Origin of the sequence: Allobranchiibius huperziae (genome assembly GCF_013410455.1) — a bacterium.
Lineage (GTDB): Bacteria > Actinomycetota > Actinomycetes > Actinomycetales > Dermatophilaceae > Allobranchiibius > Allobranchiibius huperziae.
On the sequence record NZ_JACCFW010000001.1, the window covers coordinates 1,710,153 to 1,731,156 of the forward strand.

Genomic DNA, 21,004 nt, shown 5'->3' on the forward strand with positions numbered 1-21,004 from the left:
GGCGAGCGGGCACAGAACACCGGGTTAGGGTGACGTGTCTCCCACACCCGACCCATGAGGTTTGCTCCGTGCGCCGCACTGCCGTCCGCCTGCTCAGCATCACCGCCGTTCCGCTCGTCCTGCTCACAGGATGCGGCAGCGACTCAAAACCCAAGACGGCGACGTCGCTCAGCGACCTCACGGTCAACACGTCGAACGCCGACAAGCCGACGGTCACCATCCCCAAGGGGGGATTCAAGGCGGGCAGCCAGACCGCGACCCAGGTGCTGACGCAGGGGACCGGCCCGACCATCGGCGCCAAGCAGATCGCGTACGTCGACTACGTGGCCTACAACGCCACGAAGAACAAGCAGCTGGTCAGCACCTTCGGGCAGCGCTTCGTGCCGATCCCGTTGGCGGACACCACCCAGCTCCCGGGCCTGGTGAAGTCGCTCGTCGGCAAGAAGGTCGGCACGACGCAGAAGGTCGCGATCCCGGCGTCGCAGGGCTTCGGGTCGGCCGGAAACAGCACGCTCGGCGTCTCGGCCACCGACACGTTGGTCTTCTACATCAAGATCGACGGCGCGGCGGACGCGCTCACCCAGCCGACAGGTACCCAGGCCACCCCGCAGGACGGCTTCAAGGTGTCGGTGCCGGCGGGCACGAACAAGCAGGCCACGATCACCGTCCCGGCCACCGCGCCGAAGACGCTTCTCATCCAGCCCCTCATCAAGGGCTCCGGCATCAAGACCGCCACCGGCGACTTCGTGACGGTCAGCTACACCGGCGTCAACCTGCGCACCAAGAAGGTCTTCGACGCCAGCGCCAAGACCGGCCAGCCCGCGACCTTCCAGCTCTCGACGGGTGCGATCGCCGGTTTCGTCAAGGGCCTCACCGGTCAGACGGTCGGCAGCCGCGTCCTCATCTCGATCCCGCCGGCCGACGGCTACGGCAGCGCCGGACAGGCCCAGGCGGGCATCAAGGGCACCGACACGATCGCGTTCGTCGTCGACATCCTGGCGATCGTCCCGCAGCCCCCGCAGCAGCAACAGCAGTCCGGCGGCAACTGACGCCCGTCGCGACCCCGCCGTCACCGAAACGCCAGAGAGGCCACCATGCCGTTCGACTCCACCACCACCAAGCCCGAGGTCGACTTCCCGGGTGACACCCCGCCGACCGACCTGGTCATCGAGGACATCACCGAGGGTGACGGCAACGAGGCCAACTCCGGCGACACCATCGAGGCGCACTACGTCGGCGTCGCGTGGTCGACCGGCGAGGAGTTCGACTCCTCCTGGGACCGCGGCGAACCCCTGCGGTTCCAGGTGGGCGTGGGTCAGGTCATCAGCGGCTGGGACGAGGGCATCGTCGGCATGCGCGCGGGCGGTCGCCGCAAGCTGACCATCCCGCCGCAGATGGGTTACGGCGAGCGTGGCGCCGGCGACGCCATCAAGCCGGGGGAGACCCTGATCTTCGTGGTCGACCTGGTCAGCACCAACCGACCCGGTGCGGGTGCGGCGTTCGGTATCGGCTGACCGACCTGCACGCCTGAGCGGCGTACGACACCGTCGAGCGGCATCCCTCCACGGATGCCGCTCGACGGTTCTTCGTTGGGCTCAGGCAGGAAGCGGTGGTCACAGGAGGATCGCGACGAGCGGCGCGAGCACCACGGCCACCGAGACCACCAGCCCGATCCAGGCGAGGACGCGGTGGAACCTGTTGTCCGCGCGCAGATTGCTCGCCAGCTGCAGCTCGGGTGCCACCCAGGGCGACAGGCCCATCCGGCGGGCGTCCGGCGGCAGCTCGTTCGCACGCCACACCGGAGTGCCGGGCGACCACGGCGGGGTCGGCTCGTCGGGCGCGGGGAAGACTCCGGGCATGACCTCAGCGTGACAGACGCGACACGCGAACCGGTCACCTTGGCGCAGATACGTCCGAAGGACACAGGTCGGCCTGTGCCTCTGGGACCCAGCTGTGTCACCGTCGAGCGGAGTTGCGGCCGCGCCGCGGGGCGAACATACGTGCGCACCTGCGGTGCGGGTGGGATAGCGTTGCCGCACATGAGCACCACCTCCCCGGCCGCCAAGACCGAGCGGCTGCTCAACCTGGTGATCTGCCTCCTCTACACGCGTCAGCCGCTGTCGAAGGCGCGGATCCGCGACGCCGTCCCGCAGTACGGGGAGACCGCGTCGACCGAGGCCTTCGACCGGATGTTCGAGCGCGACAAGGACGAGCTGCGCGACCTGGGCATCCCGTTGCGCACCGAGCCGCTGGACGCCTACTTCGACGACGAACCCGGCTACCGGATCGACCGTCGGGAGTACGCGCTGCCCGACATCGTCTTCGAGGCGGACGAGCTGGCCGTGCTCGGTCTGGCGAGCCGTACGTGGCAGCAGGCGAGCCTCGCCGGGGCCGCCTCGACCGCGATGCGCAAGCTGCAGGCGGCCGACGTCGAGCGTGACGCCGCCTCGATACTCGGCCTGGAGCCCCGCGTGCGCACGACGGAGGCATCCTTCACCCCGGTCAAGGATGCCGTCCTCGCCTGCCGACCGATCAGCTTCGACTACCGCAAATCCGATGGGGCCGTCAGCACTCGTCACCTGCAGCCCTGGGCGGTCACCAACTGGCACGGCCGTTGGTATGTCACCGGATTCGACACCGACCGCGGGGCTCCACGGGTCTTCCGGCTCGGTCGCATCGACGGCGCCGTGAAGGCCACGGGACGCCCCGGCGCCTACCAGGTGCCGGACGACCACGACCCGCTGCGGATGATCGAGGGCGTCGAGGTCGAGCGCGAGCCGCAGCCTGCGGTGCTGCGGGTGCTGGTCGGTGCGGGCAACACGCTGCGCCGTCGGGCACGCACCGTGGGCGACATCGACGACCACTGGTCGCAGCTCGACGTCGACTTCACCGACACCGAGGTCTTCGCCGAGCAGATCTCCGGGTTCGGCCCGGCCGTGCGGGTCATCCATCCACCCGAGCTGACGCAGGCCGTCGTACGCCGTCTGCGGGCTGCCCGCGACGCCCAGGAGGCACGCTGATGGCCACTCCCGAGAGCGCGACCGCTCGCCTGTCGCGGTTGCTCACGATGGTTCCGTGGCTGGTGCACCGTCAGGGGATCGACATCGACGAGGCCGCCGCCGAGCTCGGCGTGCCCCGCGCGCAGATCGAGTCCGACCTCAGCCTGCTCTTCGTCTGCGGGACGCCGGGCCACCTGCCCGACGACCTGATCGAGGCCGAGTGGGAGGAGGGCCGGGTCTATCTGCGCAACGCCGACACCATCGCCCGACCCCTGCGGCTCGGCATCGACGAGGCGACCGCCCTGATCGTCGGCCTGCGGGCCCTGGCAGCCGTGCCGGGCCTGGGGGAGCGGGAGGCCGTCGACCGGGCTCTCGCCAAGCTCACCGAGGCGACCGGCGAGAGTGCCCAGGCGACCAGCCGGGTGCAGGTGACGCTGGCGGGGTCGGTTGCCGACGAAACGCTCGCCCTGGCGCGAGAGGCGCTGCGCGGGCATCGTCGGGTGCACCTGCGCTACCTGGTGGCCGCTCGCGACGAGGCCACCGAGCGGGACGTCGATCCGATGCGGGTGTTCAACATCGACAGCCACTGGTACCTCGAGGGGTGGTGCCACCGCGCGCAGGATGTGCGGCTCTTCCGACTCGACCGGATCGAGACGATCACCCCGCTGGACGTGGACGGCACACCGCCCGCGCAGGCCCGGGCCCGCGACCTGGACACCGACATCTTCACCCCGGCACCGGACGACCTGTCGGTGACCCTGGGACTCGCGCCGCAAGCTGCGTGGGTGGCGGAGTACTACCCGGTGCAGGACCGCACCCAGGCCGCCGACGGCACCCTGACGGTCACGCTGCGCACCGCCGACAGCACATGGGTGCGCAACCTGGTCTGGCGACTCGCCGGCGGGGCCTGGGTCATCGAGCCGCACTCGCTGCGCGAGGAGGTCCGCGCGGGGGCGGACGAGGCGCTCGCGGCGTACGAGGAGAGCTGATTCCCGCCGAGACAGACCACCGGCATCTCCGAGGAGTGACCAGGCGGGTCGCGTACAGTGGAGACCGCTGCACCACCCTCGACCTGAAGGATCCTCCTGATGCGTAACTTGTTCGACGGCTGGCACATCGTGGTCCTCGCTGTCGTCATCCTCCTGCTCTTCGGGTGGAAGAAGATGCCCGACATGGCCCGCAGCTTCGGCCGCTCCGCACGCATCCTGCGCTCGGAGATGGACGAGATGAAGAACGACAAGAAGTCCGAGGCCGCCGGCCAAACGGTCAAGGGCCAGGCCACCACGCCGCCCGCCACACCTGCTGCCGCCCCGCCCCCCGCGCCTGCTGCCACTCCGCAGGCTCCGGCCGCCGGCACGACGCCGACGGTGCCGGAGACCCCCGCGCAGCACCCGGCAGACCACAACACCTCCGCCTGACACGTCGCGCAGCGGGGCATCTGAGACTTCATGGCCGTACTGGGCCGTAAGGACAATCCGGAAGGTCGGATGTCCCTGGGGGAGCACTTCCGGGAGTTCCGTCGGCGTGCGCTCATCGCGGCCGTCGCGGTCGCCATCGGTGCGGTGGTCGGTTGGCTGAAGTTCCACACCGTCTACCAGTGGATGATCGATCCGCTGCTGGACGCGGCCCGCGATCGCCACGTGCCCGCCTCCCGAGTGAGCACCAACTTCGGCCGCGGCGTCGGCGACGCCTTCAGCATCAAGTTGAAGGTGTCGCTCTGGCTCGGTTTCATCCTCGCCAGCCCCGTGTGGCTGTGGGAGATCTGGGCCTTCCTGGCACCCGGCCTCACCCGCAAGGAGAAGCGGGTCGGCGCGGCGTTCATTCTCTCGGCCGTGCCGCTCTTCCTGATCGGCTGCTGGGTCGCGACCCGCACCATTCCCAACGCCGTGGTCTTCCTCGTCGGCCAGACGCCCAAGCAGGGCACGAACTTCATCGACGCGCAGACCTACATCGCGTTCATCACCAAGTTCGTCCTGGCGTTCGGGCTGGCCTTCCTGCTCCCGGTCTTCCTGGTGGGCCTCAACGGGATTCGGGTGCTACCGGCCCGGGTGATGCTCAAGGGCTGGCGGATCGCGACGATGCTGATCTTCGTCTTCGCCGCCGTGATGAGCCCCAGTCCGGACGCCTGGTCGATGCTCGCCCTGGCCTTCCCGATGGTCGGTCTGTACTTCGCGGCCGTCGCCGTCTCGGCGTTCTTCGACCGGCGCCGCAAACAGGCCGAGCCGCGGGAATGGCTCGACGTGCCCGACGACGAGGCCTCCACGCTCTGATCCACCGGCAGGGCTAGCCTTCGAGACATGTCCAGCTCGGCAACTTCGCAGCCCTCGCGCGCCCCGCGCCGGATCGACGGTTCACACCTGCGACGGTTCGCCGACGGGTACGACTTCCCGTTCGACGACTTCCAGCGCCAGGCCCTGGTCGCCGTCCAGGAGGGCCGCCGCAGCGTGCTCGTCGCCGCGCCGACCGGGTCGGGCAAGACGCTGGTCGGCGAGTTCGCGGCGTACCTGGCGCTGCAGACCGGCACCAAGACCTTCTACACGACGCCGATCAAGGCGCTGTCGAACCAGAAGTACGCCGACCTGGTCGCCCGGCACGGCGCCGACAAGGTCGGACTGCTGACCGGCGACTCCTCCATCAACGGCGAGGCGCCGGTGGTCGTGATGACCACCGAGGTGCTGCGCAACATGATCTACGCCGGGTCGGACACCCTGCGCGGGCTCGGCTACGTCGTGATGGACGAGGTGCACTACCTCGCCGACCGCTTCCGCGGTGCCGTGTGGGAGGAGGTCATCATCCAGCTGCCGGACGACGTGCAGCTCGTGTCGCTGTCGGCGACGGTCAGCAACGCCGAGGAGTTCGGGGAGTGGCTCGGCACGGTCCGCGGCGACACCGAGCTGATCGTCGAGGAGACCCGCCCGGTGCCGCTATGGCAGCACATGATGGTCGGGCCGAGCATCCTGGACCTCTTCGTCGACGACGAGAACAGTGACCGTCTGCGACTCAATCCTGAGCTGCTGCAACGTATCTCGCAGTTCGACGCGAAGACCGACCGGCACGGACGCCGAGAGGACGCCGGGGGACCGAAGGGTCGGCGGGGCAACCAGCGTCGCGGCCGCGCCCACGACGGGCCCGTGCGCTCGGGCCGGCCCAGCCGCGGACCCAGCAGGGCCGAGGTCATCGACGCACTCGACCGCGCCGGACTGCTTCCCGCCATCACCTTCATCTTCAGCCGCGCCGGCTGCGACGCGGCGGTCACGCAACTGCTCTCCTGGGGCACCCGGCTCATCCCGGCCGCCGAGGGCGAGCGGATCCGGCAACTGGTGCAGGAGCGCGTCTCCTACCTGCCCGAGGAGGATCTGGGCGTCCTCGGCTACTGGGACTTCGTGGAGGGGCTGGGTCGCGGGTTCGCCGCGCACCACGCCGGGATGCTGCCGACGTTCCGCGAGATCGTCGAGGAGCTGTTCACCGAGGGCCGCATCAAGGCGGTCTTCGCGACCGAGACGCTCGCGCTCGGCATCAACATGCCCGCGCGCACCGTCGTCCTGGAGCGACTGGTGAAGTACAACGGCGAGACGCACGCGGACATCACGCCAGGGGAGTACACCCAGCTCACCGGCCGAGCGGGCCGCCGGGGCATCGACTACGAGGGCCACGCCGTCGTGCTCTACAACCGCGGCCTGGACCCCCACGAGGTGGGCGGCCTGGCCTCGACCCGCACCTACCCCCTGCGGTCCAGCTTCGTGCCCACCTCCAACATGGCGGTCAACCTGGTGGACCAGGTCGGCCGTCCCGCGGCGCGAGAGCTGCTGCTGCAGTCGTTCGCCCAGTTCCAGGCCGACACGTCCGTGGTCGGCGTCGGGACGGCCGTACGCCGCAACGAGGAGGCCCTGGAGGGCTACACCGAGGCGATGCGCTGCCACCTGGGCGACTTCGCGCAGTACGCCGCGTTGCGCCGCGAACTGTCGGACCTGCAGAAGGCCGCCGTACGCCGCCGCGCCGCCAGCCGCCGAGCGGAGACCGCCGTGTCGCTGGAGGCGCTCAAGCCCGGCGACGTGGTGCAGGTGCCGTCGGGCCGCCGCCAGGGCCTGGCCATCGTGATCCAGGCCAACGTCGGCGGCCGCCGCGGCAGCGCCGAGCCGATGATCCTGACCCAGGACGCTCAGGTGCGCCGTCTGGAGGACAGCGACCTCGACGGACCGATCGCGGCGTTCACCACGCTCCCGATCCCCAAGGGCTTCCACTCCCGCAACCCCAAGGCCCGTCGTGACCTGGCGGCCACGCTGCGCGCCAAGGTGCCCGAGGGGATGGCCGAGCGCGCAGCGAAGGCGAACGCCCCGGAGCCCGACGAGCAGACCCAGGCCGACGTGGAGCGCCTGCGCCGCCGGTTGCACGATCACCCCTGCGACCGGTGCGAGCACCGTGAGGAGCACGCCCGCTGGGCCGAGCGGTGGTGGCGACTGCGCCGGGAGACCGACGGCCTGCAGCGCAAGGTGTCCGGGCGCACCCAGACCGTCGCCGCCACCTTCGACCGCATCTGCGACCTGCTCGCCGAGTTGGGCTACCTGACCCCGGACGGCGAGAAGGTGACCGACGAGGGCCGGGTGCTGCAGCGCATCTACGCCGAGAAGGATCTGCTGGTCGCGGAGTGCCTGCGTCAGGACGTCTGGCGCAGGCTCGACCCGCCGTCGCTCGTCGCGGTGGTGAGCTCGCTGATCCACCAGGCCCGCCGGGAGGGGGAGGGCGGCTCGGTGAAGGTGCCCAACGACCAGGTCGCCGAGGCCCTCGAGCACATGAACCGGCTCTGGGGCGAGTTGCACGACCGGCAGCTCGGCAAGCGGCTGACACCGACCGGCGAGCCGGACTCCGGGATCGCCTGGATGATGCACCGGTGGGCCAGCGGCGGGCGCCTGGAGCTGGTGCTGCGCGACTCCGAGCTGTCGGCCGGCGACTTCGTGCGGCGCTGCAAGCAACTCGTGGACCTGATGGACCAGATCCACGACGCGAGCTCGGACCCGCAGATGCGGCGTACGACGCGTGCCGGCATCGACGCGGTGCTGCGCGGAGTGGTGGCGGCCGACCGGCTGGACTGACGCGCCGCCCCTACGTCAGCACCGTCCTGGCGTCGGCGCCGCAAATGCGCTGACAATCGGGGGAGTGGGATCGGGTCGTGGCAGGATGCGGCCATGTCCTTCTCGCCGAAGCACCTGACCCAGGGTGAGCGCGTCGAACTCGAGCTGCACACCCACATCAAGGCCATCGTCCTTCCGCTGATCATCCTGGTCGTCGCGACCGTGGCGGCTCTCGCGGGCGCGGTGTACTGGGACAACCAGTGGGGTCGCCTCGCCATCGGGGTCGTCTGGCTGCTGGTCGTGATCGTCTTCGTGCTGGCGCCGGTGTGGCGGTGGCGGGCGACGTTCTACGTCATCACCAACCGCCGGCTGATCACGCGGACCGGGATCGTGAGCAAGTCGGGCCGCGACATCCCGCTCTACCGCATCTCGGACGTTGCCTACGACAAGGGCCCGCTGGACCGCATCCTCGGCTGCGGCACCCTCATCGTCTCGGACGCCTCGGACCAGGCCGGTCTTCAACTGCACGACGTGCCCCATGTGGAGGACGTCCAGGTGCGGCTCAACGAGCTGCTCTTCCAGCACGACAACGGCACCGACGACGAGGGCACCTTCCCGCCGGGCGACCCGCGCGGAGACCGCCGCCGCGCCTACTGACGCTTCGCACCCGAGTGTGCGAAGCCCTGCGGCGCCCGACGTGGGAGGAGTCCGGACGCCCGCGCGGGACGCCTCAGCCCTGCAGGTTCAGCGCAGCGAGGGCCCGCCGCAGCGGAGTGGCGATGTCGATCTCGTCGGCGATGCGCTGCAGCGCCTCCGGGTCCGCGACCTTCCGCGGCAACGCCGTCACCAGATCGGTCGGCACCGGCACGTCCAGTGCCACGTCGACCACGGCCGGGGCCACGTCGAGGTAGTCCGAGGCCGCTTCCAGCTTGGCCCGCTGCGCGCCCTTGAGGGTCGGGTCACCGCCGTCGATCGCGGCGCGCAGGCCCGCGAGGTCGCCGTACCGCGCGAGCAGCGTCGCGGCCGTCTTCTCACCAATTCCGGCCACCCCGGGCAGCCCATCGCTGGTGTCGCCGCGCAGCGTGGCCATCTCGGCGTACGCCCGCCCGGTCGCCACCGCGTACTTGGCCTGCAGCGCCGACTGGTCGATCACGTCCGGCTCGCGCACCCCGCCGCGTGCGGTGTAGAGCACCCGCACCGACGCCTCGTCGTCGACGAGCTGGAAGAGGTCCCGGTCACCGGTCACCACGTCGACGGGACAGACCCCGAGGTGGGTGTGCACCAGAGTGCCGATCACGTCGTCGGCCTCGTAGCCGTCGGCGCCCAGGCGCGTGATCCCGAGCGCGGCCAGCAGCGACACGATGTAGGGCACCTGAGGGGTGAGGTCCTCCGGGGACTCCTCGAGCACCTCCGACCCCTCGGTCACCCGATGGGCCTTGTAGGAGGGGATGGCGTCGACCCGGAACGCCGGTCGCCAGTCGTTGTCCCAGCACGCGACCAGATCGGAGGGCTCGTGATCGTTGACCAGCGTCGCGATCATGTCCAGAAATCCCCGGATCGCATTGGTAGGCAACATATCCGGACTCTCTCGCCGGTCCGGCACTCCGTAGAACGCACGGAAGTAGAGACTGGCGGAGTCCAGCAGCATGAGGCGTCGGGTCATGCACGGCATCGTCCCTTACAGTGCCCCCATGGAGGAACTCGATCGTCGGATCGTCGGCATGCTGGCGGCGGACGGTCGGATGAGCTTCACCGACCTGGGCCGGGCCCTCGGGCTGTCGACCTCGGCGGCACACCAGCGGGTACGCCGGCTGGAGGAGCGCGGGGTGATCCGCGGCTACCGCGCATTGATCGACCACGACGCGGCGGGCAATCCGCTCACGGCGTTGATCTCGGTGACACCGGTCGATCCGGCGGCGCCCGACGACGTGCCGGACCGCCTGCGGGACCTGACCGAGCTGGACTCGTGCTACTCGGTCGCGGGCGAGGAGAGCTACGTGCTGCAGGCGCGGGTCGCGGGTCCGCTGCAGCTGGAGGAGTTGCTGGCCCGGATCCGTGCGGCGGCGTCGGTCACCACCCACACCACGGTCGTGCTCAGCACACCGTGGGAGGACAGGCTTCCCCCAGCCGACTGACGACGAGTTCTCATACGACGTCGCTACGGCGTGTCGGCCGCGACACGCCGTAAATCTCGATATTGGTGAATTCTTGACGTCCGTCCAGGCGGCGCGTTGACCTGCGACGACGCGCGTCTTCGCAGGTCAGACCGCTGTTGACATCTACTTGGCGACCGGTAAATTTCTCTTCGCGCCGCGGGGCCGTTACGGCGGCCGCAGGCTGGATGGACCCGCACTCTCAGTAGAAAACATGCGCCCCGGCGCGTACTGGTCCCAACGGAGTGCGGGTCCTTCCCTCTGCCCGGGGTTATCACGGGCTCCTCGCATACTCTTGCTCGCGTGTGGCGACGGCTCCTGCTCTCGGCCGCGGGCGGACTGTGCCTGTGGCTCTCCTTCCCGACGCTCGGCATCTGGCCGCTGGCCGTGGTCGGGGTCGCGTTGATCTCCCTCGCCACCTGTGGCGCACGCGCCCGGGTGGGATTCCTGTGCGGTCTGGTGGGCGGCGCGGCGTGCTTCCTGCCGGTCCTGCACTGGACCGGCATCTACGTCGGCCCGCTGCCCTGGATCGCCCTCGGTGTAACCGAGTCGATCTACGTGGCGTTCCTCGGGCTCGGCATCGCGATCCTGCAGTCGGCGGCGCCGCTGCCGTGGCTGCCCCGCTGGGTGTGGCCCGCCTCCGGACCGCGGGTGCGCCCGTTCTGGGTCGCGCTGCTCTGGGTCGTGCAGGAGGGCGTGCGCTCCAGCGTCCCCTTCGGCGGGTTCCCCTGGGCCCGCCTGGCGTGGTCGCAGTCCAACTCGCCCCTGTCGCATCTGGCGTCGATCGCCGGCGCGCCGGGCCTCACCTTCGTCGTCGCGCTGCTGGGCGGGGTGCTCGCAGCGCTCGTGCAGCGGTGGGCGCCGGGGATCGTGGGCGGCCGGCGATCCGACGCGGCGGCGTACGCGCCTCGACGCAGCCTGCGCGCCCTCTGGCCGGCGCTCGCCGTCGTGGCTGTGGTGGCCGGGTCGATCTGGTACCCGACACCCACCTCCGGCAAGAAGCTGCAGGTCATCGGCATCCAGGGCAACGTGCCGACCATCGGCCTGGAGTTCAATGCCCAGCGTCGCGCCGTGCTCGACGACCATGCGCGGACCACGGCGAAGGCTGCCGAGATGGTGCGGCGTGGCCAGATCCCGGCGCCCGACCTGGTGGTGTGGCCGGAGAACTCCTCCGACATCGACCCGACCCGCAACCCCGACGCGATGACCGAGATCCTGCACGCCGTGGCCGAGGTCAAGGCACCGCTCATCGTGGGCGCCGTGCTGGACGAGCCGGCACCGGACGTCTCGAACACCTCGCTGCTCTACCTGCCGGGCCAGGGGATCGTGGCGCGTTACGTCAAGCAGCACCCGGTGCCGTTCGCGGAGTACATGCCCTACCGCTCGTTCTTCCGGCACTTCAGCAGCAAGGTCGACCTCCTCACGGTCAACTTCACCCATGGCAAGAAGACCGGGCTCTTCACGATCCCGACCCGCAGCCAGGGCAACGTGAAGGTCGGGCCCGTCATCTGTTTCGAGGTGGCGTACGACGGCCTGGTGCGCGCGCCGGTCGAGAAGGGCGCCCAGCTGCTCATCGTGCAGACGAACAACGCGACGTTCGGGCGCACCGCCGAGTCCGAGCAGCAACTGGCGATCTCCCGGATCCGCGCCATCGAGCACGGCCGGTCGGTGGTGCACGTGTCCACGGTCGGGGTGAGCGGACTGATCACCCCCGACGGGGTCGTGCACGACCGCTCCAGCCTCTTCACGAGCAAGGTGCTCTCGGGGGCGATGCCGCTGCGCAGCTCGCTGACGCTCGCCGACCGACTCGGGAATGTGCCCGAACACCTCGCCTACGCGTTGGCTGTGGCATCCTTCCTGCTGGCCGCGATCGGTTCGCGGCGACGACGCACCGCCGTCCGTGCCGACACGACGTCCCCGAGAGGCCGCCAGCTTGTCTGACTCCGCCCCACGACGCGTGCTGGTGCTGGTGCCGACGTACAACGAGCTGGAGAGCCTTCCAACGATCCTGGCGCGCCTGCGCGAGGCCGTGCCCGACGCCGACATCCTGATCCTGGACGACGCCTCTCCCGACGGCACCGGCGAGCTCGCCGACGAGCTGGCCGCCCACGACTCACACGTGCAGGTGATGCACCGCGTCGCCAAGGAGGGCCTGGGCGCGGCGTACCTGGCCGGGTTCGCCTGGGGCCTGGAACGTGGCTACGACGCGCTGGTCGAGATCGACGCCGACGGCTCGCACCCGCCGAGCGTGCTGCCGAAGATGCTGCAGGCGGCAGCGCGCGCCGACGTGGTGATCGGCTCGCGGTGGGTGCCCGGCGGCAGTGTGCGCAACTGGCCGCGCCAGCGCGAGGCCCTCAGCCGCGGCGCGAACCTCTACACCCGCCTGCTGCTCGGGATGCAGGTGCGCGACGCCACCGCCGGCTACCGGGTCTACCGCGCGGACGCACTGCGCCGACTGCGCCTGGAGGACGTCGCCTCGGCCGGTTACTGTTTTCAGATCGACCTCACATGGCGCGCCGCGCAGGCCGGCATGCGGATCGTGGAGATACCGATCACCTTCGTCGAGCGTGAGGTAGGGGTGTCGAAGATGAGCAGCGACATCATGCGCGAGTCCCTGGTCAACATCACGTCCTGGGGCCTGCACTACCGCGCCGGGCAACTGGCGCGGCTGCTGCCGGGCCGCTCGCGATGACGACGGCACCCCGTCGACGGACCCGCTGGCTGCAGTGGGTGCCGCTGATCCTGTTCGTGACGGTGGTCTGCGAGATCGCCGTGATCATCGCCATCGCCCGCGCCATCGGAGGATGGCAGACGCTCGGACTGCTCGTCCTGTGCTCGCTGATCGGCGCCTGGCTTGTGCGCCGTGAATGGTCCGGGGCCTGGCGCGGCCTGCAGGAGGCGCTGCGCACCGGCAACATGCCCGCCGACGAACTGGCCGACGCCGCCCTCGTGCTGGCCGGCGGCCTGCTGATCCTGGTGCCCGGCTTCATCACCGACGTGCTCGGACTGCTGCTGGTCCTGCCCTTCACCCGACCGGTCGGACGCCGTCTGCTGCAGGTGCTCGTGGCGCGCCGGGTGCTCGGCGTCGCCGGGAGCGCGCGCGTCGTACGCGGTGAACGGGTGCCCCCGACATACCGGGCAGAGCCCTACGACCAGTCGAAGGATCAGCGGGCCGACCAGGGTCCGGATACGCCGATGGCACCGGGCAAGCCCGGTGCCATCGAGGGAAAGATCGTGCGGGACTGAAGCCCGCGGGGGATCAGGCGGTGCGCTTGCGGCGCGGCTTCTCACCGCGGGAGGCGCGCAGCCAGGTGAGGCGCTCCTCCAGGAGCTCCTCCAGCTCGGGCACCGAGCGGCGCTCGAGCAGCATGTCCCAGTGGGTACGCGCGGGCTTGACCGGCTTGCGGCTCGGCTCGGGACCGTCGACCAGGGTGGCTTCCTTGCCGCAACGGCACTCCCAGATGGAGGGCACGTCGGCCTCCACGGAGAAGGGCAGCTCGGTGATGCGGCCGCACTGGCACTCGTAGCGGACGGTCTGTCGCTCGCTGTAGGCGATGTTCTCGTCCGTCTCCAGCGACAGCGTGGAGAGGTTGGTCCCTCGAAGTGAACGGTCTGCCATGGTCTTCTCCCTGCTCGGCGGCCGCGGTTCGTCGGCAACACCGCGGCGATCTCATACGCATAACGAACCGATGTGGTGTCGTGTTCCATTGCGCACGAGGATTGATGAGTCTGATTCGTAGACGTCGGCGGGCTCGGATTGGTTGCCCCTGGATGCCACCATCGCGCTGCAACGTCGGCGGCGACAGTATCGAGGGCGCTCGGGGGAGGGCAAATCGGCGGACGCCGGCGGCGCACTGCGCGGACCTGCGGTCAGACGACCGCCGGCACCTCGTTGCCGGCGGCCACCACCCCGCGTCGTACGTCGACGGTGCGCAGCAGCGCGCCCCCGACCACGAAGAAGATGATCAGCGCCACGATGGAGAGCCGGTAGTCGCGGAAGAGCTGGTAGACGAGCCCGAACGTCAGGGTCCCGAGCCAGCTGGTGCCGCGGTCCATGGCCTGGTAGAGGCTGAAGAACTCCGCCTCGCGGCCGTGCGGCACCAGATGGGAGTAGAGCGACCGGGAGAGCGCCTGGGTGCCGCCGAGCACCAGGCCGATCCCGACCGCGAGCAGCAACCAGAGCCCGAACGCGTGCTGCGGCACGAAGAACGCCAGGACCACCACGACGGTCCACAGGTAGAGGCTGCGCCGTACCAACTCGCGCGCGGGCACCCGGCGGGCGAGCCGGCCGAAGCCCAGCGCGCCGCCGAACGCCACGAACTGCACCAGCAGGATCGTGAGAAGCAACTGGGTGCTGGAGAACTTCAGCTGTTGCGCCCCGTAGAGGCTCGCCGAGGCGATGACGGTCTGCACGCCGTCGTTGTAGAAGAGATAGGCCAGCAGGAAGCGCAGAGTCTGCGGGTATCCGCGCAGCTCGGCGAAGGTCGCACGCAGCTGACGGACTCCCGCCGTCAGCGGACTGCCGCCGATCGCGGCCGCCGGATCGTGCGGCACCGCGCGCAGGCCGCGGATCGAGTACGTCGCGAAGACCGCCCACCACACGCCGTTCACCGCGAAGCTGATGCGCACCACCGCCGAGGTGCTGAGGCCGAGGGTGTCGTGCAGCCCGAGGAAGACCAGGTTGACCACGAGCAGCAGGCCGCCGCCGAGGTAGCCGTAGGACCAGCCGCGGGCCGAGACCCGGTCGCGGTCGTCCGGCGGGGTGATCCGCACCATGATCGCGGAGTAGACGATGAGCGACCCCGCCACGCACACGTTGGACACGATCGCCAGCCCCATGCCGAGCGCCCAGCGGTCGCCGGCCACCAGGCACAGGGCGGCTGCGGCCACCGAGCCGACCGCCGAGAAACCGGTCAGGAAACGCAGCGGCCGCTTGGAGCGGTCCGCCATGGCGCCCACCACGACGAGCACGAACGCCGACACGATCGTGGCTGCGGTGATCGTGTAGGGCACCAGCGAGCCCGGAGCCGCCGGGACGCCGAGCACGTGCAGGTCGGCGTGACAGGTGCGGTCGCTGGGCTGGGTCGGGCAGGCGGCTTTGTTCGCGATGCTGGTGAGGTAGGGGGAGAAGAGCACCGCGAGGGTGACGGTGATGTACGCCGTGACCGACCAGTCGTACCAGTACCAACGCGACTGCAGACGAAGCTGTTCGGGAGTCGAGGAGCGTCCGTCTGCCACCGTCAGAGGGTAAAGGGAAGATGCATCAGCCCGTGCGGATCGTACTTCTGGTGCACCGAATTCAGCTTCGAGGTGTTTTCTGCGAAGTAACGGGATCCGGCGACACCGCTCTCCAGGTAGTTGACGTAGCCCCCGACCGACACGGACCTGACCGCCGCGTGCGCGGCAGAGATCCACGAGCGCGCCCCGGCGTAGTTGCTGCCTCCGGCGTACCACTGGATCGAGGCCTGGTGGGAGCGCCACGGGAAGGCGCCGGCGCTCGCTGCGACGTCGTGCACGGCGCCGTCGAGCGGGTCGACGATGGCCGCCACCGAACGATGACCGGCCGCGAGCGTGCCCTGCACGATGGCCGCCGCGGCGGAGCTGGTCATCGTCCTCACCAGGTCGGTGCCCGCCGTGAACGGGGCGCGCGCCGACGTCGTACCGCCCCCGAAGTACTGCACGGTCGACAGGTAGCTGCGCTGGAAGTGCGAGGTGGAGGTGGCGCGGGCGCCGATGTGCCGCTGTAGCGAGCTCAATGCGAGCAGCTCGCGACCGGCGGTGCAGACCCCGAGGATGCTGGGGCGCAACGACCCCCCGCTGAGGTCGAGGTGCACGTTGGCCCACCAGTCCCGGCTGGCGCTGCCCAGCCAGGATGCCCAGCCTTCCAGCACCTGGGTCGCCGACCCGACAGGGAAGGTGGCCCGGAAGATGCCCCGGTCGGTCGTGGAGTACGTCCCGTACCCGAGGCTGGTGACCACACCCGGGATCGCGCTGCTGCCGCCCCTGGCCGCCCAGTAGAGGTCGCTGTTGGTGGAGGCCGTCGCTGTGACGAGGCTGCTGTCGGGCAGGACCATCTGCACCGACTCCACCCGGTCGCAGGTCAGTCCGTGGGCCCGTGACTCGGTGCCGAGTCCGCCGCCGAGCGTGAGCCCGGAGGTGCCGACGGTGGGGCAGGTGCCGGTGGGGATGGTGCGGTTCCGGCCCGCCAGGGTGGCGTGCACGAAGTAGAGGTTGGCGCCGGCCTGCACGCTGACGCTGGATCCCGACGCGTCCACGGCCGCCATCTCGCGCAGGTCGATCACGACCGTGCCGTCGGCTGCAGAGGCGCCGATGTAGGAGTGTCCGCCCGAGCGGGGCGAGACGTGCAGCCCGTACTTGCTGGAGAAGGCGACGGAGCGTTGCACGTCCGTGGTGGTCTTGGGGCGGATGACCGCCTGCGGCTTCGCGCCGTCGTACTCGGGGTTGAAGAGCAGCTTGTCCTGCGCGTATGGCGTGCTGCCCGGCAGCAGCACGACCCCCTGGATCTGACCGGCCAGCTGCTTCCAGTCCGCCAGGGTGGGTCCGCCCGTTGCACCGGCCGCAGCAGACTGCCCGGGCGATGACGTGGCCGCCAGACCAGCGCTCGAGGACCCCCCGCCCGCGGCTGCGCTACCGGCCGCGCGGCTGCTCGTGGGGCTGCACCCGGCGAGGGCGGCTGCCGCAGCACCCGCGGCGGTGACGGCCAGGAAGGCACGACGATCGATGTGGTCCATGTCTCGTAGACGCGCGAGGATAGGTGCCTGGTTGGGTCCGTCGTACGCCATGACCGTGCCTCCCTGGTGCGTGCGCGTCGATCGACGATTCTCAGATTAGGACGCAGCGCAAGACCGCCGCCGCACGCGAGAACAAGGACGGGAGTGACCGACGATGGACTCACCTGAGGACGTGCCGAGACTGCGGCAGACCGTGCTCGACACGACCGACGTACGCGCGCTGGCCGAGTTCTACCGGCTGCTCCTCGGCTACACGTACCGCCACGGTGACGAGGCGCCGGGCTCGGGGGAGCCGGACACTGCCGAGTGGCTGGTGCTGCGGGCTCCCGAGGGTTCACCGCCGCTGGCGTTCCAGAAGGTGGACACCCTGCCGCGCTCCAGTTGGCCGGACAACGAGCCGGTGCCGCAACAGTTGCATCTCGACATGACGGTGCTGTCGAAGAAAGCACTGGACGAGCAGCACCGTCGGGTGCTGCGGCTCGGCGGCCGGATGCTGCTCGACCGATCCGACGACGACGAGGAGCCGCTGCGGGTCTACGCCGACCCGGCCGGTCACCCGTTCTGCATCTTCGTGGGCTGAGGGTCCCGGTCAGCCGGCGCGGGCGATCGCGAGCAGGTCGCGCACCGGCCCGGCCGGCGGCCGCGCCGAACCCTGCCAGACAGCCGTGAGGTCGCGGCGCAGGTCGAGGTCGTCGACGGGCACCGCGCGCAACCGGCCCGCGCTGAGGTCGGCCTCGACCGCCAGGTGACTGAGCACGGCCGGCGGACTTCCCGCGAGGACGGAGCTGCGGACGGCCGCGGTCGTGGTGAGTTCGACCGCGGGCACCGAAGGGGCCAGGCCCGCTGCCCGCAGCGCCGCCTCCAGCACGCGGCGGGTGCCCGAGCCGGGCTCTCGCGCAGTCAGCCCCCGACGCGCCAGGATGCTCGCGTCGACCGCCCGGCGCCGGCGGCACCACACATCGTCGGGGTGAGCCACGACGACCAGCTCGTCGTGGGCGACGACCAGGCTCGCGAGACCACTGTGCGACACCGAGTCCTCCACGAACCCGAGGTCGGCTTCACCGGCGCGCACCGCCTGAACAACGTTCTCACTGTTGGTCGCTCGCAGAGTCACCGTCGTGTCCTGTCGCTGACGCAGGCGGACCAGCCAGGCGGGCAGCAGGTATTCGGCGACGGTCATGCTGGCGACCACGGACAGTTCCCGGTCGCGGTCCGCGCGCAGGGTGCTGATGCCCTGGTCGATCTCGTCGGCGACGTCGAGCAGCCGGGTCGCCCATTCCACGAGGAGGGCACCCGCATCGGTCAGCGTCGAACCGCCGGGGGAGCGGCGCAGGAGGGTCACCCCGACGTTCGCCTCGACCGTCCGCAGGCGTTCCGAGGCGGCCTGCTGCGACATCCCGGCGGCCCGCCCGGCGGCTCCGATGCTGCCCAACCGCGCCACGTCGACGAGCAGTCTCAGCGAGGGCATGTCGGGCAGCGTCACACCGCCTACCGTAGCCACTCACAAGTGCAGCTTGTGCCCGGACAGGGACGCGACCGCTACCGCCGTGCCGGCTCTGGCGGGAAGCTGGTCCCATGACACAGACCTTGCGGCCGCCGAGGGCGCGTCCTACCGGGGGAGTATTCGGTGAGCTGAGCGGTGCCTCGCCGCTGGCGTACGTCGGACCGAACTGGTTCGCGGCCGTGATGGGCACCGGCATCGTCGCAGTCGCTGCTGTGGGACTGCCCGTGCAGCCGGCCGGCACCGCCTACGCTGCTCTCATCGTATGGGTCTGGGCCGCAACGCTTCTCGTCGTCCTCTGTGCCGCGACGGTCGCGCACTGGGTCCGCCATCCGGCCGCTGCGCGGAGCCATCTGGACCACCCGGTGATGGGCCATTTCTACGGTGCGCCGGCGATGGCGTTCATGACAGTCGGGGCGGGCGCACTGGCGGTCGGGCGGCCGTTGCTCGGTCCTCATCTCGCGGTGCTCATCGACGCCTGGATGTGGACGGCGGGCACGGCGATGGGTCTGGCAACGACCGTGGTGGTGCCGTATCGCGCGTTCGTGCGGGGGAGTGCGACTGCCGACGCAGCGTTCGGCGGATGGCTGATGCCGGTGGTGCCGCCGATGGTCAGCGCGGCGACGGGGGCCGCCCTGATCCCGCATCTGCCGTCCGGGTGGGCGCGGGAGGCGATGCTGCTCGTCTGTTACGGCTGCTTCGCCGTGACGGTGCTCTGCAGCCTGGTGATCGTGCCGCTGATCTGCCGGCGGCTGTGGTGTCACGGGGCCGGCGCGGCGGCCCTGGTGCCGACCTTCTGGATCGTGCTCGGCCCGCTCGGGCAGTCGGTGACCGCGGTGCATCACCTGGGCGTCGTTGCGCCGAGCGTGCTGGGGCCGACCTACGGTGCGCCGTTCCGGCGGATGATCCTCCTCTACGGGCTCCCCGTGTGGGGGTTGGCGATGCTCTGGCTCGGCCTGGTGGTCGTGCTCACCGCACGGACCGTGCGGGACGGTATGCCCTTCGGGCTCCCGTGGTGGTCCTTCACCTTCCCGGTCGGCACGATGGTGACCGGCACATCCGCGCTCGCGAAGTTCACCGGGAGCGAGCCGCTGACGGTGGTGGCCTGCCTGCTCTTCGCCGGGCTGGTGATCGCCTGGGTGACTGTGACGGTACGGACGGCACGAGGCGTCTGGTCGGGGCGCTTGCTGGCTGCCCCAGCCCAGGTCACGTCTTGACCGGGCGGGTTGTCGGTGGTCGGTCCTAGCATCGAGGTCACGACCCGATCCGGACCTGGAGGCCTCCATGACCACGCTCGCGAACCGCCCGAAGACCGCACTGCTCGTGATCGATGTGCAGAACGGAGTGATGGGGGAGTCCTACGACCGCGACCGGGTCGTCGCGAACGTCTCCACACTGGTCGACAAGGCCCGCGCGGCACAGGTGCCGGTGGTGTGGGTGCAGCACAACAGCGACGAATTGCAGACCGGCAGCGAGAGCTGGCAGTACGTGCCGGAGCTCACGCGTCTCGACGCAGAACCGTTGGTGCAGAAGGCATTCGGCGATTCGTTCGAAGACACTGAACTCGAGTCCGTACTGGCCGACCTCGGCGTCGGATCGCTGGTGCTGTCCGGGGCCCAGACCGACGCGTGCATCCGGTCCACCCTGCACGGCGCGCTGGTGCGCGGCTACGACGCACGACTGGTCTCCGACGCGCACACGACCGAGGACCTGTCGCCGTACGGCGCGCCACCGCCGGAGAAGGTCATCGACCACACGAATCTCTACTGGGAGTACCAGACCGCGCCGGGTCGGACGGCAGGTGTCGTGGCGACCGCGGACGTCGACTTCGCGAAGATCTCCGCGGGCTGACAGGACGCGGTCAGGGTCGGCGGCCGAACTCGTCCAGAAGCCGATGTTGGGCTGAAGCGTCGCCCGGCAGCGTGCCGCTCGGCCCATCGCCGTACGCGCCGTAAGAGATCATCTCCTCGAGATGCGGCCCGACCACCGCCAGGAGCGCCTCGACGAGTTCGGGATTCAGCGCCTCGTCGAGGCCTGCGCCGCGGCGCAGATCCCAGGCATGAACGACCAGGTCGACCAGCCGGAACCTCAGGAAGGTGTCCACGGTGACGTCGCCGGTCCGATACGGCACGAGCTGACCGGGCACCGCTGCGGCGAACGCGGCGGCCTGATCCCGCGACGAGTCGACGACTGCGGACACCGGGTCAGTCCCGAGCTGGTCGGCATCGAGTCGTGCGCGTGCCACGTCGCGGCTGACACCCTGCAGAAGCAAGGTGGTGAACCGGTTGCCGACGACGACGTGTTCGACGAGTGCTCGCACCGTCATGTCACACGGTGTCTGCAACGCCCACGAATCCTCGGGTAACTCGCGCACCGCGCGCTCGAACTCTGTCGATGCGGCATCGATCAGCTTCACCGCCACCACGCTAGACCGCAGGACCACCGAGTCCGTCAGGCCTGTTCGTTATCGCCGATAATCTACATTATGACAAATCGACCCTTTCCTGCCGCTACCCGTCCGCTCGCCGCG

Annotated in this window: 22 protein-coding genes; 15 read left to right on the forward strand and 7 right to left on the reverse strand. The window is 70.2% G+C overall.

All coding sequences use genetic code 11. The features are described from left to right. The first annotated feature begins 68 nt into the window (after nt 1-68). A complete protein-coding gene (locus HNR15_RS17935; protein ID WP_218883602.1) occupies nt 69-1,049 on the forward strand; it encodes an FKBP-type peptidyl-prolyl cis-trans isomerase in 981 nt (326 codons plus the stop codon). A 45-nt stretch (nt 1,050-1,094) separates the two neighbouring features. Further along, nucleotides 1,095-1,514 (forward strand): FKBP-type peptidyl-prolyl cis-trans isomerase, encoded by a 420-nt coding sequence (locus HNR15_RS08125; protein WP_179480681.1) that lies wholly within the window; start codon nt 1,095-1,097, stop codon nt 1,512-1,514. Nucleotides 1,515-1,613: 99 nt separating this feature from the next. Here the strand turns inward: HNR15_RS08125 and HNR15_RS08130 are convergent, their stop codons facing one another. Beyond that, complete coding sequence (locus tag HNR15_RS08130) at nt 1,614-1,859, reverse strand: hypothetical protein (RefSeq protein WP_179480683.1); 246 nt, start codon at nt 1,857-1,859, stop codon at nt 1,614-1,616. 180 nt (nt 1,860-2,039) lie between these two features. Between HNR15_RS08130 and HNR15_RS08135 the strand changes: the two genes are divergently transcribed. The 6 genes from HNR15_RS08135 (at nt 2,040) to HNR15_RS08160 (ending at nt 8,725) form a co-directional block, all read left to right on the forward strand. Further along, nucleotides 2,040-3,020 carry a helix-turn-helix transcriptional regulator gene (locus HNR15_RS08135; RefSeq protein WP_179480685.1) on the forward strand — a complete coding sequence of 327 codons (981 nt, stop codon included), beginning with the start codon at nt 2,040-2,042 and terminating at the stop codon, nt 3,018-3,020. Continuing rightward, nucleotides 3,020-3,988: a helix-turn-helix transcriptional regulator gene (locus tag HNR15_RS08140; protein ID WP_179480687.1), complete on the forward strand. Its 969-nt coding sequence runs from the start codon at nt 3,020-3,022 to the stop codon at nt 3,986-3,988. The genes HNR15_RS08135 and HNR15_RS08140 overlap by 1 nt, the downstream gene beginning before the upstream one ends. A gap of 99 nt (nt 3,989-4,087) precedes the next feature. Beyond that, complete coding sequence (tatA, locus tag HNR15_RS08145) at nt 4,088-4,417, forward strand: Sec-independent protein translocase subunit TatA (protein ID WP_179480689.1); 330 nt, start codon at nt 4,088-4,090, stop codon at nt 4,415-4,417. A 69-nt stretch (nt 4,418-4,486) separates the two neighbouring features. Next, nucleotides 4,487-5,269, forward strand: a complete 783-nt coding sequence (gene tatC, locus HNR15_RS08150; protein ID WP_179480691.1) for a twin-arginine translocase subunit TatC — start codon at nt 4,487-4,489, stop codon at nt 5,267-5,269. A gap of 27 nt (nt 5,270-5,296) precedes the next feature. Then, nucleotides 5,297-8,089 carry a DEAD/DEAH box helicase gene (locus HNR15_RS08155; protein ID WP_179480693.1) on the forward strand — a complete coding sequence of 931 codons (2,793 nt, stop codon included), beginning with the start codon at nt 5,297-5,299 and terminating at the stop codon, nt 8,087-8,089. A 93-nt stretch (nt 8,090-8,182) separates the two neighbouring features. Further along, entirely contained in the window at nt 8,183-8,725 is a 543-nt protein-coding gene (locus HNR15_RS08160; RefSeq protein WP_179480695.1) for a PH domain-containing protein, read from the forward strand. A 73-nt stretch (nt 8,726-8,798) separates the two neighbouring features. Here HNR15_RS08160 and HNR15_RS08165 read toward each other — a convergent pair whose 3' ends face one another. Further along, a complete protein-coding gene (locus HNR15_RS08165) occupies nt 8,799-9,731 on the reverse strand; it encodes a 5'-3' exonuclease (protein ID WP_179480697.1) in 933 nt (310 codons plus the stop codon). Between the two features lie 28 nt (nt 9,732-9,759). Here HNR15_RS08165 and HNR15_RS08170 point away from each other — a divergent pair, with 28 nt between their 5' ends. From HNR15_RS08170 to HNR15_RS08185, 4 genes are all read left to right on the forward strand, one after another. Beyond that, a complete protein-coding gene (locus tag HNR15_RS08170; protein WP_179480699.1) occupies nt 9,760-10,203 on the forward strand; it encodes an Lrp/AsnC family transcriptional regulator in 444 nt (147 codons plus the stop codon). Between the two features lie 321 nt (nt 10,204-10,524). Beyond that, on the forward strand, nt 10,525-12,162 hold the full coding sequence (gene lnt, locus HNR15_RS08175; protein WP_179480701.1) for an apolipoprotein N-acyltransferase: 1,638 nt from the start codon (nt 10,525-10,527) through the stop codon (nt 12,160-12,162). Continuing rightward, nucleotides 12,155-12,913: a polyprenol monophosphomannose synthase gene (locus HNR15_RS08180; protein ID WP_218883604.1), complete on the forward strand. Its 759-nt coding sequence runs from the start codon at nt 12,155-12,157 to the stop codon at nt 12,911-12,913. Before lnt ends, HNR15_RS08180 begins: the two co-directional genes overlap by 8 nt. Then, complete coding sequence (locus HNR15_RS08185) at nt 12,910-13,467, forward strand: FxsA family protein (RefSeq protein WP_179480703.1); 558 nt, start codon at nt 12,910-12,912, stop codon at nt 13,465-13,467. The genes HNR15_RS08180 and HNR15_RS08185 overlap by 4 nt, the downstream gene beginning before the upstream one ends. A gap of 13 nt (nt 13,468-13,480) precedes the next feature. On the opposite strand, the gene HNR15_RS08190 is transcribed toward HNR15_RS08185, so the two are convergent. From HNR15_RS08190 to HNR15_RS08200, 3 genes are all read right to left on the reverse strand, one after another. Then, nucleotides 13,481-13,840 (reverse strand): RNA polymerase-binding protein RbpA, encoded by a 360-nt coding sequence (locus HNR15_RS08190; protein ID WP_179480705.1) that lies wholly within the window; start codon nt 13,838-13,840, stop codon nt 13,481-13,483. A 251-nt stretch (nt 13,841-14,091) separates the two neighbouring features. Next, the gene (locus HNR15_RS08195) at nt 14,092-15,459 is read right to left on the reverse strand and encodes an MFS transporter (protein ID WP_179480707.1); all 1,368 of its coding nucleotides are present in this window, start codon (nt 15,457-15,459) and stop codon (nt 14,092-14,094) included. 2 nt (nt 15,460-15,461) lie between these two features. Continuing rightward, entirely contained in the window at nt 15,462-16,973 is a 1,512-nt protein-coding gene (locus HNR15_RS08200; protein WP_179480709.1) for an FAD-dependent oxidoreductase, read from the reverse strand. Nucleotides 16,974-17,127: 154 nt separating this feature from the next. On the opposite strand from HNR15_RS08200, the gene HNR15_RS08205 reads away from it, so the two are divergent. Beyond that, nucleotides 17,128-17,553, forward strand: a complete 426-nt coding sequence (locus tag HNR15_RS08205) for a VOC family protein (protein WP_179480711.1) — start codon at nt 17,128-17,130, stop codon at nt 17,551-17,553. A gap of 9 nt (nt 17,554-17,562) precedes the next feature. On the opposite strand, the gene HNR15_RS08210 is transcribed toward HNR15_RS08205, so the two are convergent. Continuing rightward, nucleotides 17,563-18,456 (reverse strand): LysR family transcriptional regulator, encoded by an 894-nt coding sequence (locus HNR15_RS08210; protein ID WP_343048470.1) that lies wholly within the window; start codon nt 18,454-18,456, stop codon nt 17,563-17,565. A 92-nt stretch (nt 18,457-18,548) separates the two neighbouring features. Here HNR15_RS08210 and HNR15_RS08215 point away from each other — a divergent pair, with 92 nt between their 5' ends. After that, complete coding sequence (locus HNR15_RS08215; RefSeq protein ID WP_179480713.1) at nt 18,549-19,691, forward strand: TDT family transporter; 1,143 nt, start codon at nt 18,549-18,551, stop codon at nt 19,689-19,691. A gap of 67 nt (nt 19,692-19,758) precedes the next feature. Next, complete coding sequence (locus HNR15_RS08220; RefSeq protein ID WP_179480715.1) at nt 19,759-20,325, forward strand: isochorismatase family protein; 567 nt, start codon at nt 19,759-19,761, stop codon at nt 20,323-20,325. 10 nt (nt 20,326-20,335) lie between these two features. On the opposite strand, the gene HNR15_RS08225 is transcribed toward HNR15_RS08220, so the two are convergent. Then, a complete protein-coding gene (locus HNR15_RS08225; protein WP_179480717.1) occupies nt 20,336-20,890 on the reverse strand; it encodes a TIGR03086 family metal-binding protein in 555 nt (184 codons plus the stop codon). Between the last annotated feature and the right edge of the window lie 114 nt (nt 20,891-21,004).

Coding starts and splice junctions, on each gene's coding strand:
- HNR15_RS08125 (WP_179480681.1), top strand. CDS start 1,095: ATGCCGTTCGACTCCACCACCACCAAGCCCGAGGTCGACTTCCCGGGT.
- HNR15_RS08130 (WP_179480683.1), bottom strand. CDS start 1,859: ATGCCCGGAGTCTTCCCCGCGCCCGACGAGCCGACCCCGCCGTGGTCG.
- HNR15_RS08135 (WP_179480685.1), top strand. CDS start 2,040: ATGAGCACCACCTCCCCGGCCGCCAAGACCGAGCGGCTGCTCAACCTG.
- HNR15_RS08140 (WP_179480687.1), top strand. CDS start 3,020: ATGGCCACTCCCGAGAGCGCGACCGCTCGCCTGTCGCGGTTGCTCACG.
- tatA (WP_179480689.1), top strand. CDS start 4,088: ATGCGTAACTTGTTCGACGGCTGGCACATCGTGGTCCTCGCTGTCGTC.
- tatC (WP_179480691.1), top strand. CDS start 4,487: ATGTCCCTGGGGGAGCACTTCCGGGAGTTCCGTCGGCGTGCGCTCATC.
- HNR15_RS08155 (WP_179480693.1), top strand. CDS start 5,297: ATGTCCAGCTCGGCAACTTCGCAGCCCTCGCGCGCCCCGCGCCGGATC.
- HNR15_RS08160 (WP_179480695.1), top strand. CDS start 8,183: ATGTCCTTCTCGCCGAAGCACCTGACCCAGGGTGAGCGCGTCGAACTC.
- HNR15_RS08165 (WP_179480697.1), bottom strand. CDS start 9,731: ATGACCCGACGCCTCATGCTGCTGGACTCCGCCAGTCTCTACTTCCGT.
- HNR15_RS08170 (WP_179480699.1), top strand. CDS start 9,760: ATGGAGGAACTCGATCGTCGGATCGTCGGCATGCTGGCGGCGGACGGT.
- HNR15_RS08185 (WP_179480703.1), top strand. CDS start 12,910: ATGACGACGGCACCCCGTCGACGGACCCGCTGGCTGCAGTGGGTGCCG.
- HNR15_RS08190 (WP_179480705.1), bottom strand. CDS start 13,840: ATGGCAGACCGTTCACTTCGAGGGACCAACCTCTCCACGCTGTCGCTG.
- HNR15_RS08200 (WP_179480709.1), bottom strand. CDS start 16,973: ATGGACCACATCGATCGTCGTGCCTTCCTGGCCGTCACCGCCGCGGGT.
- HNR15_RS08205 (WP_179480711.1), top strand. CDS start 17,128: ATGGACTCACCTGAGGACGTGCCGAGACTGCGGCAGACCGTGCTCGAC.
- HNR15_RS08215 (WP_179480713.1), top strand. CDS start 18,549: ATGACACAGACCTTGCGGCCGCCGAGGGCGCGTCCTACCGGGGGAGTA.
- HNR15_RS08220 (WP_179480715.1), top strand. CDS start 19,759: ATGACCACGCTCGCGAACCGCCCGAAGACCGCACTGCTCGTGATCGAT.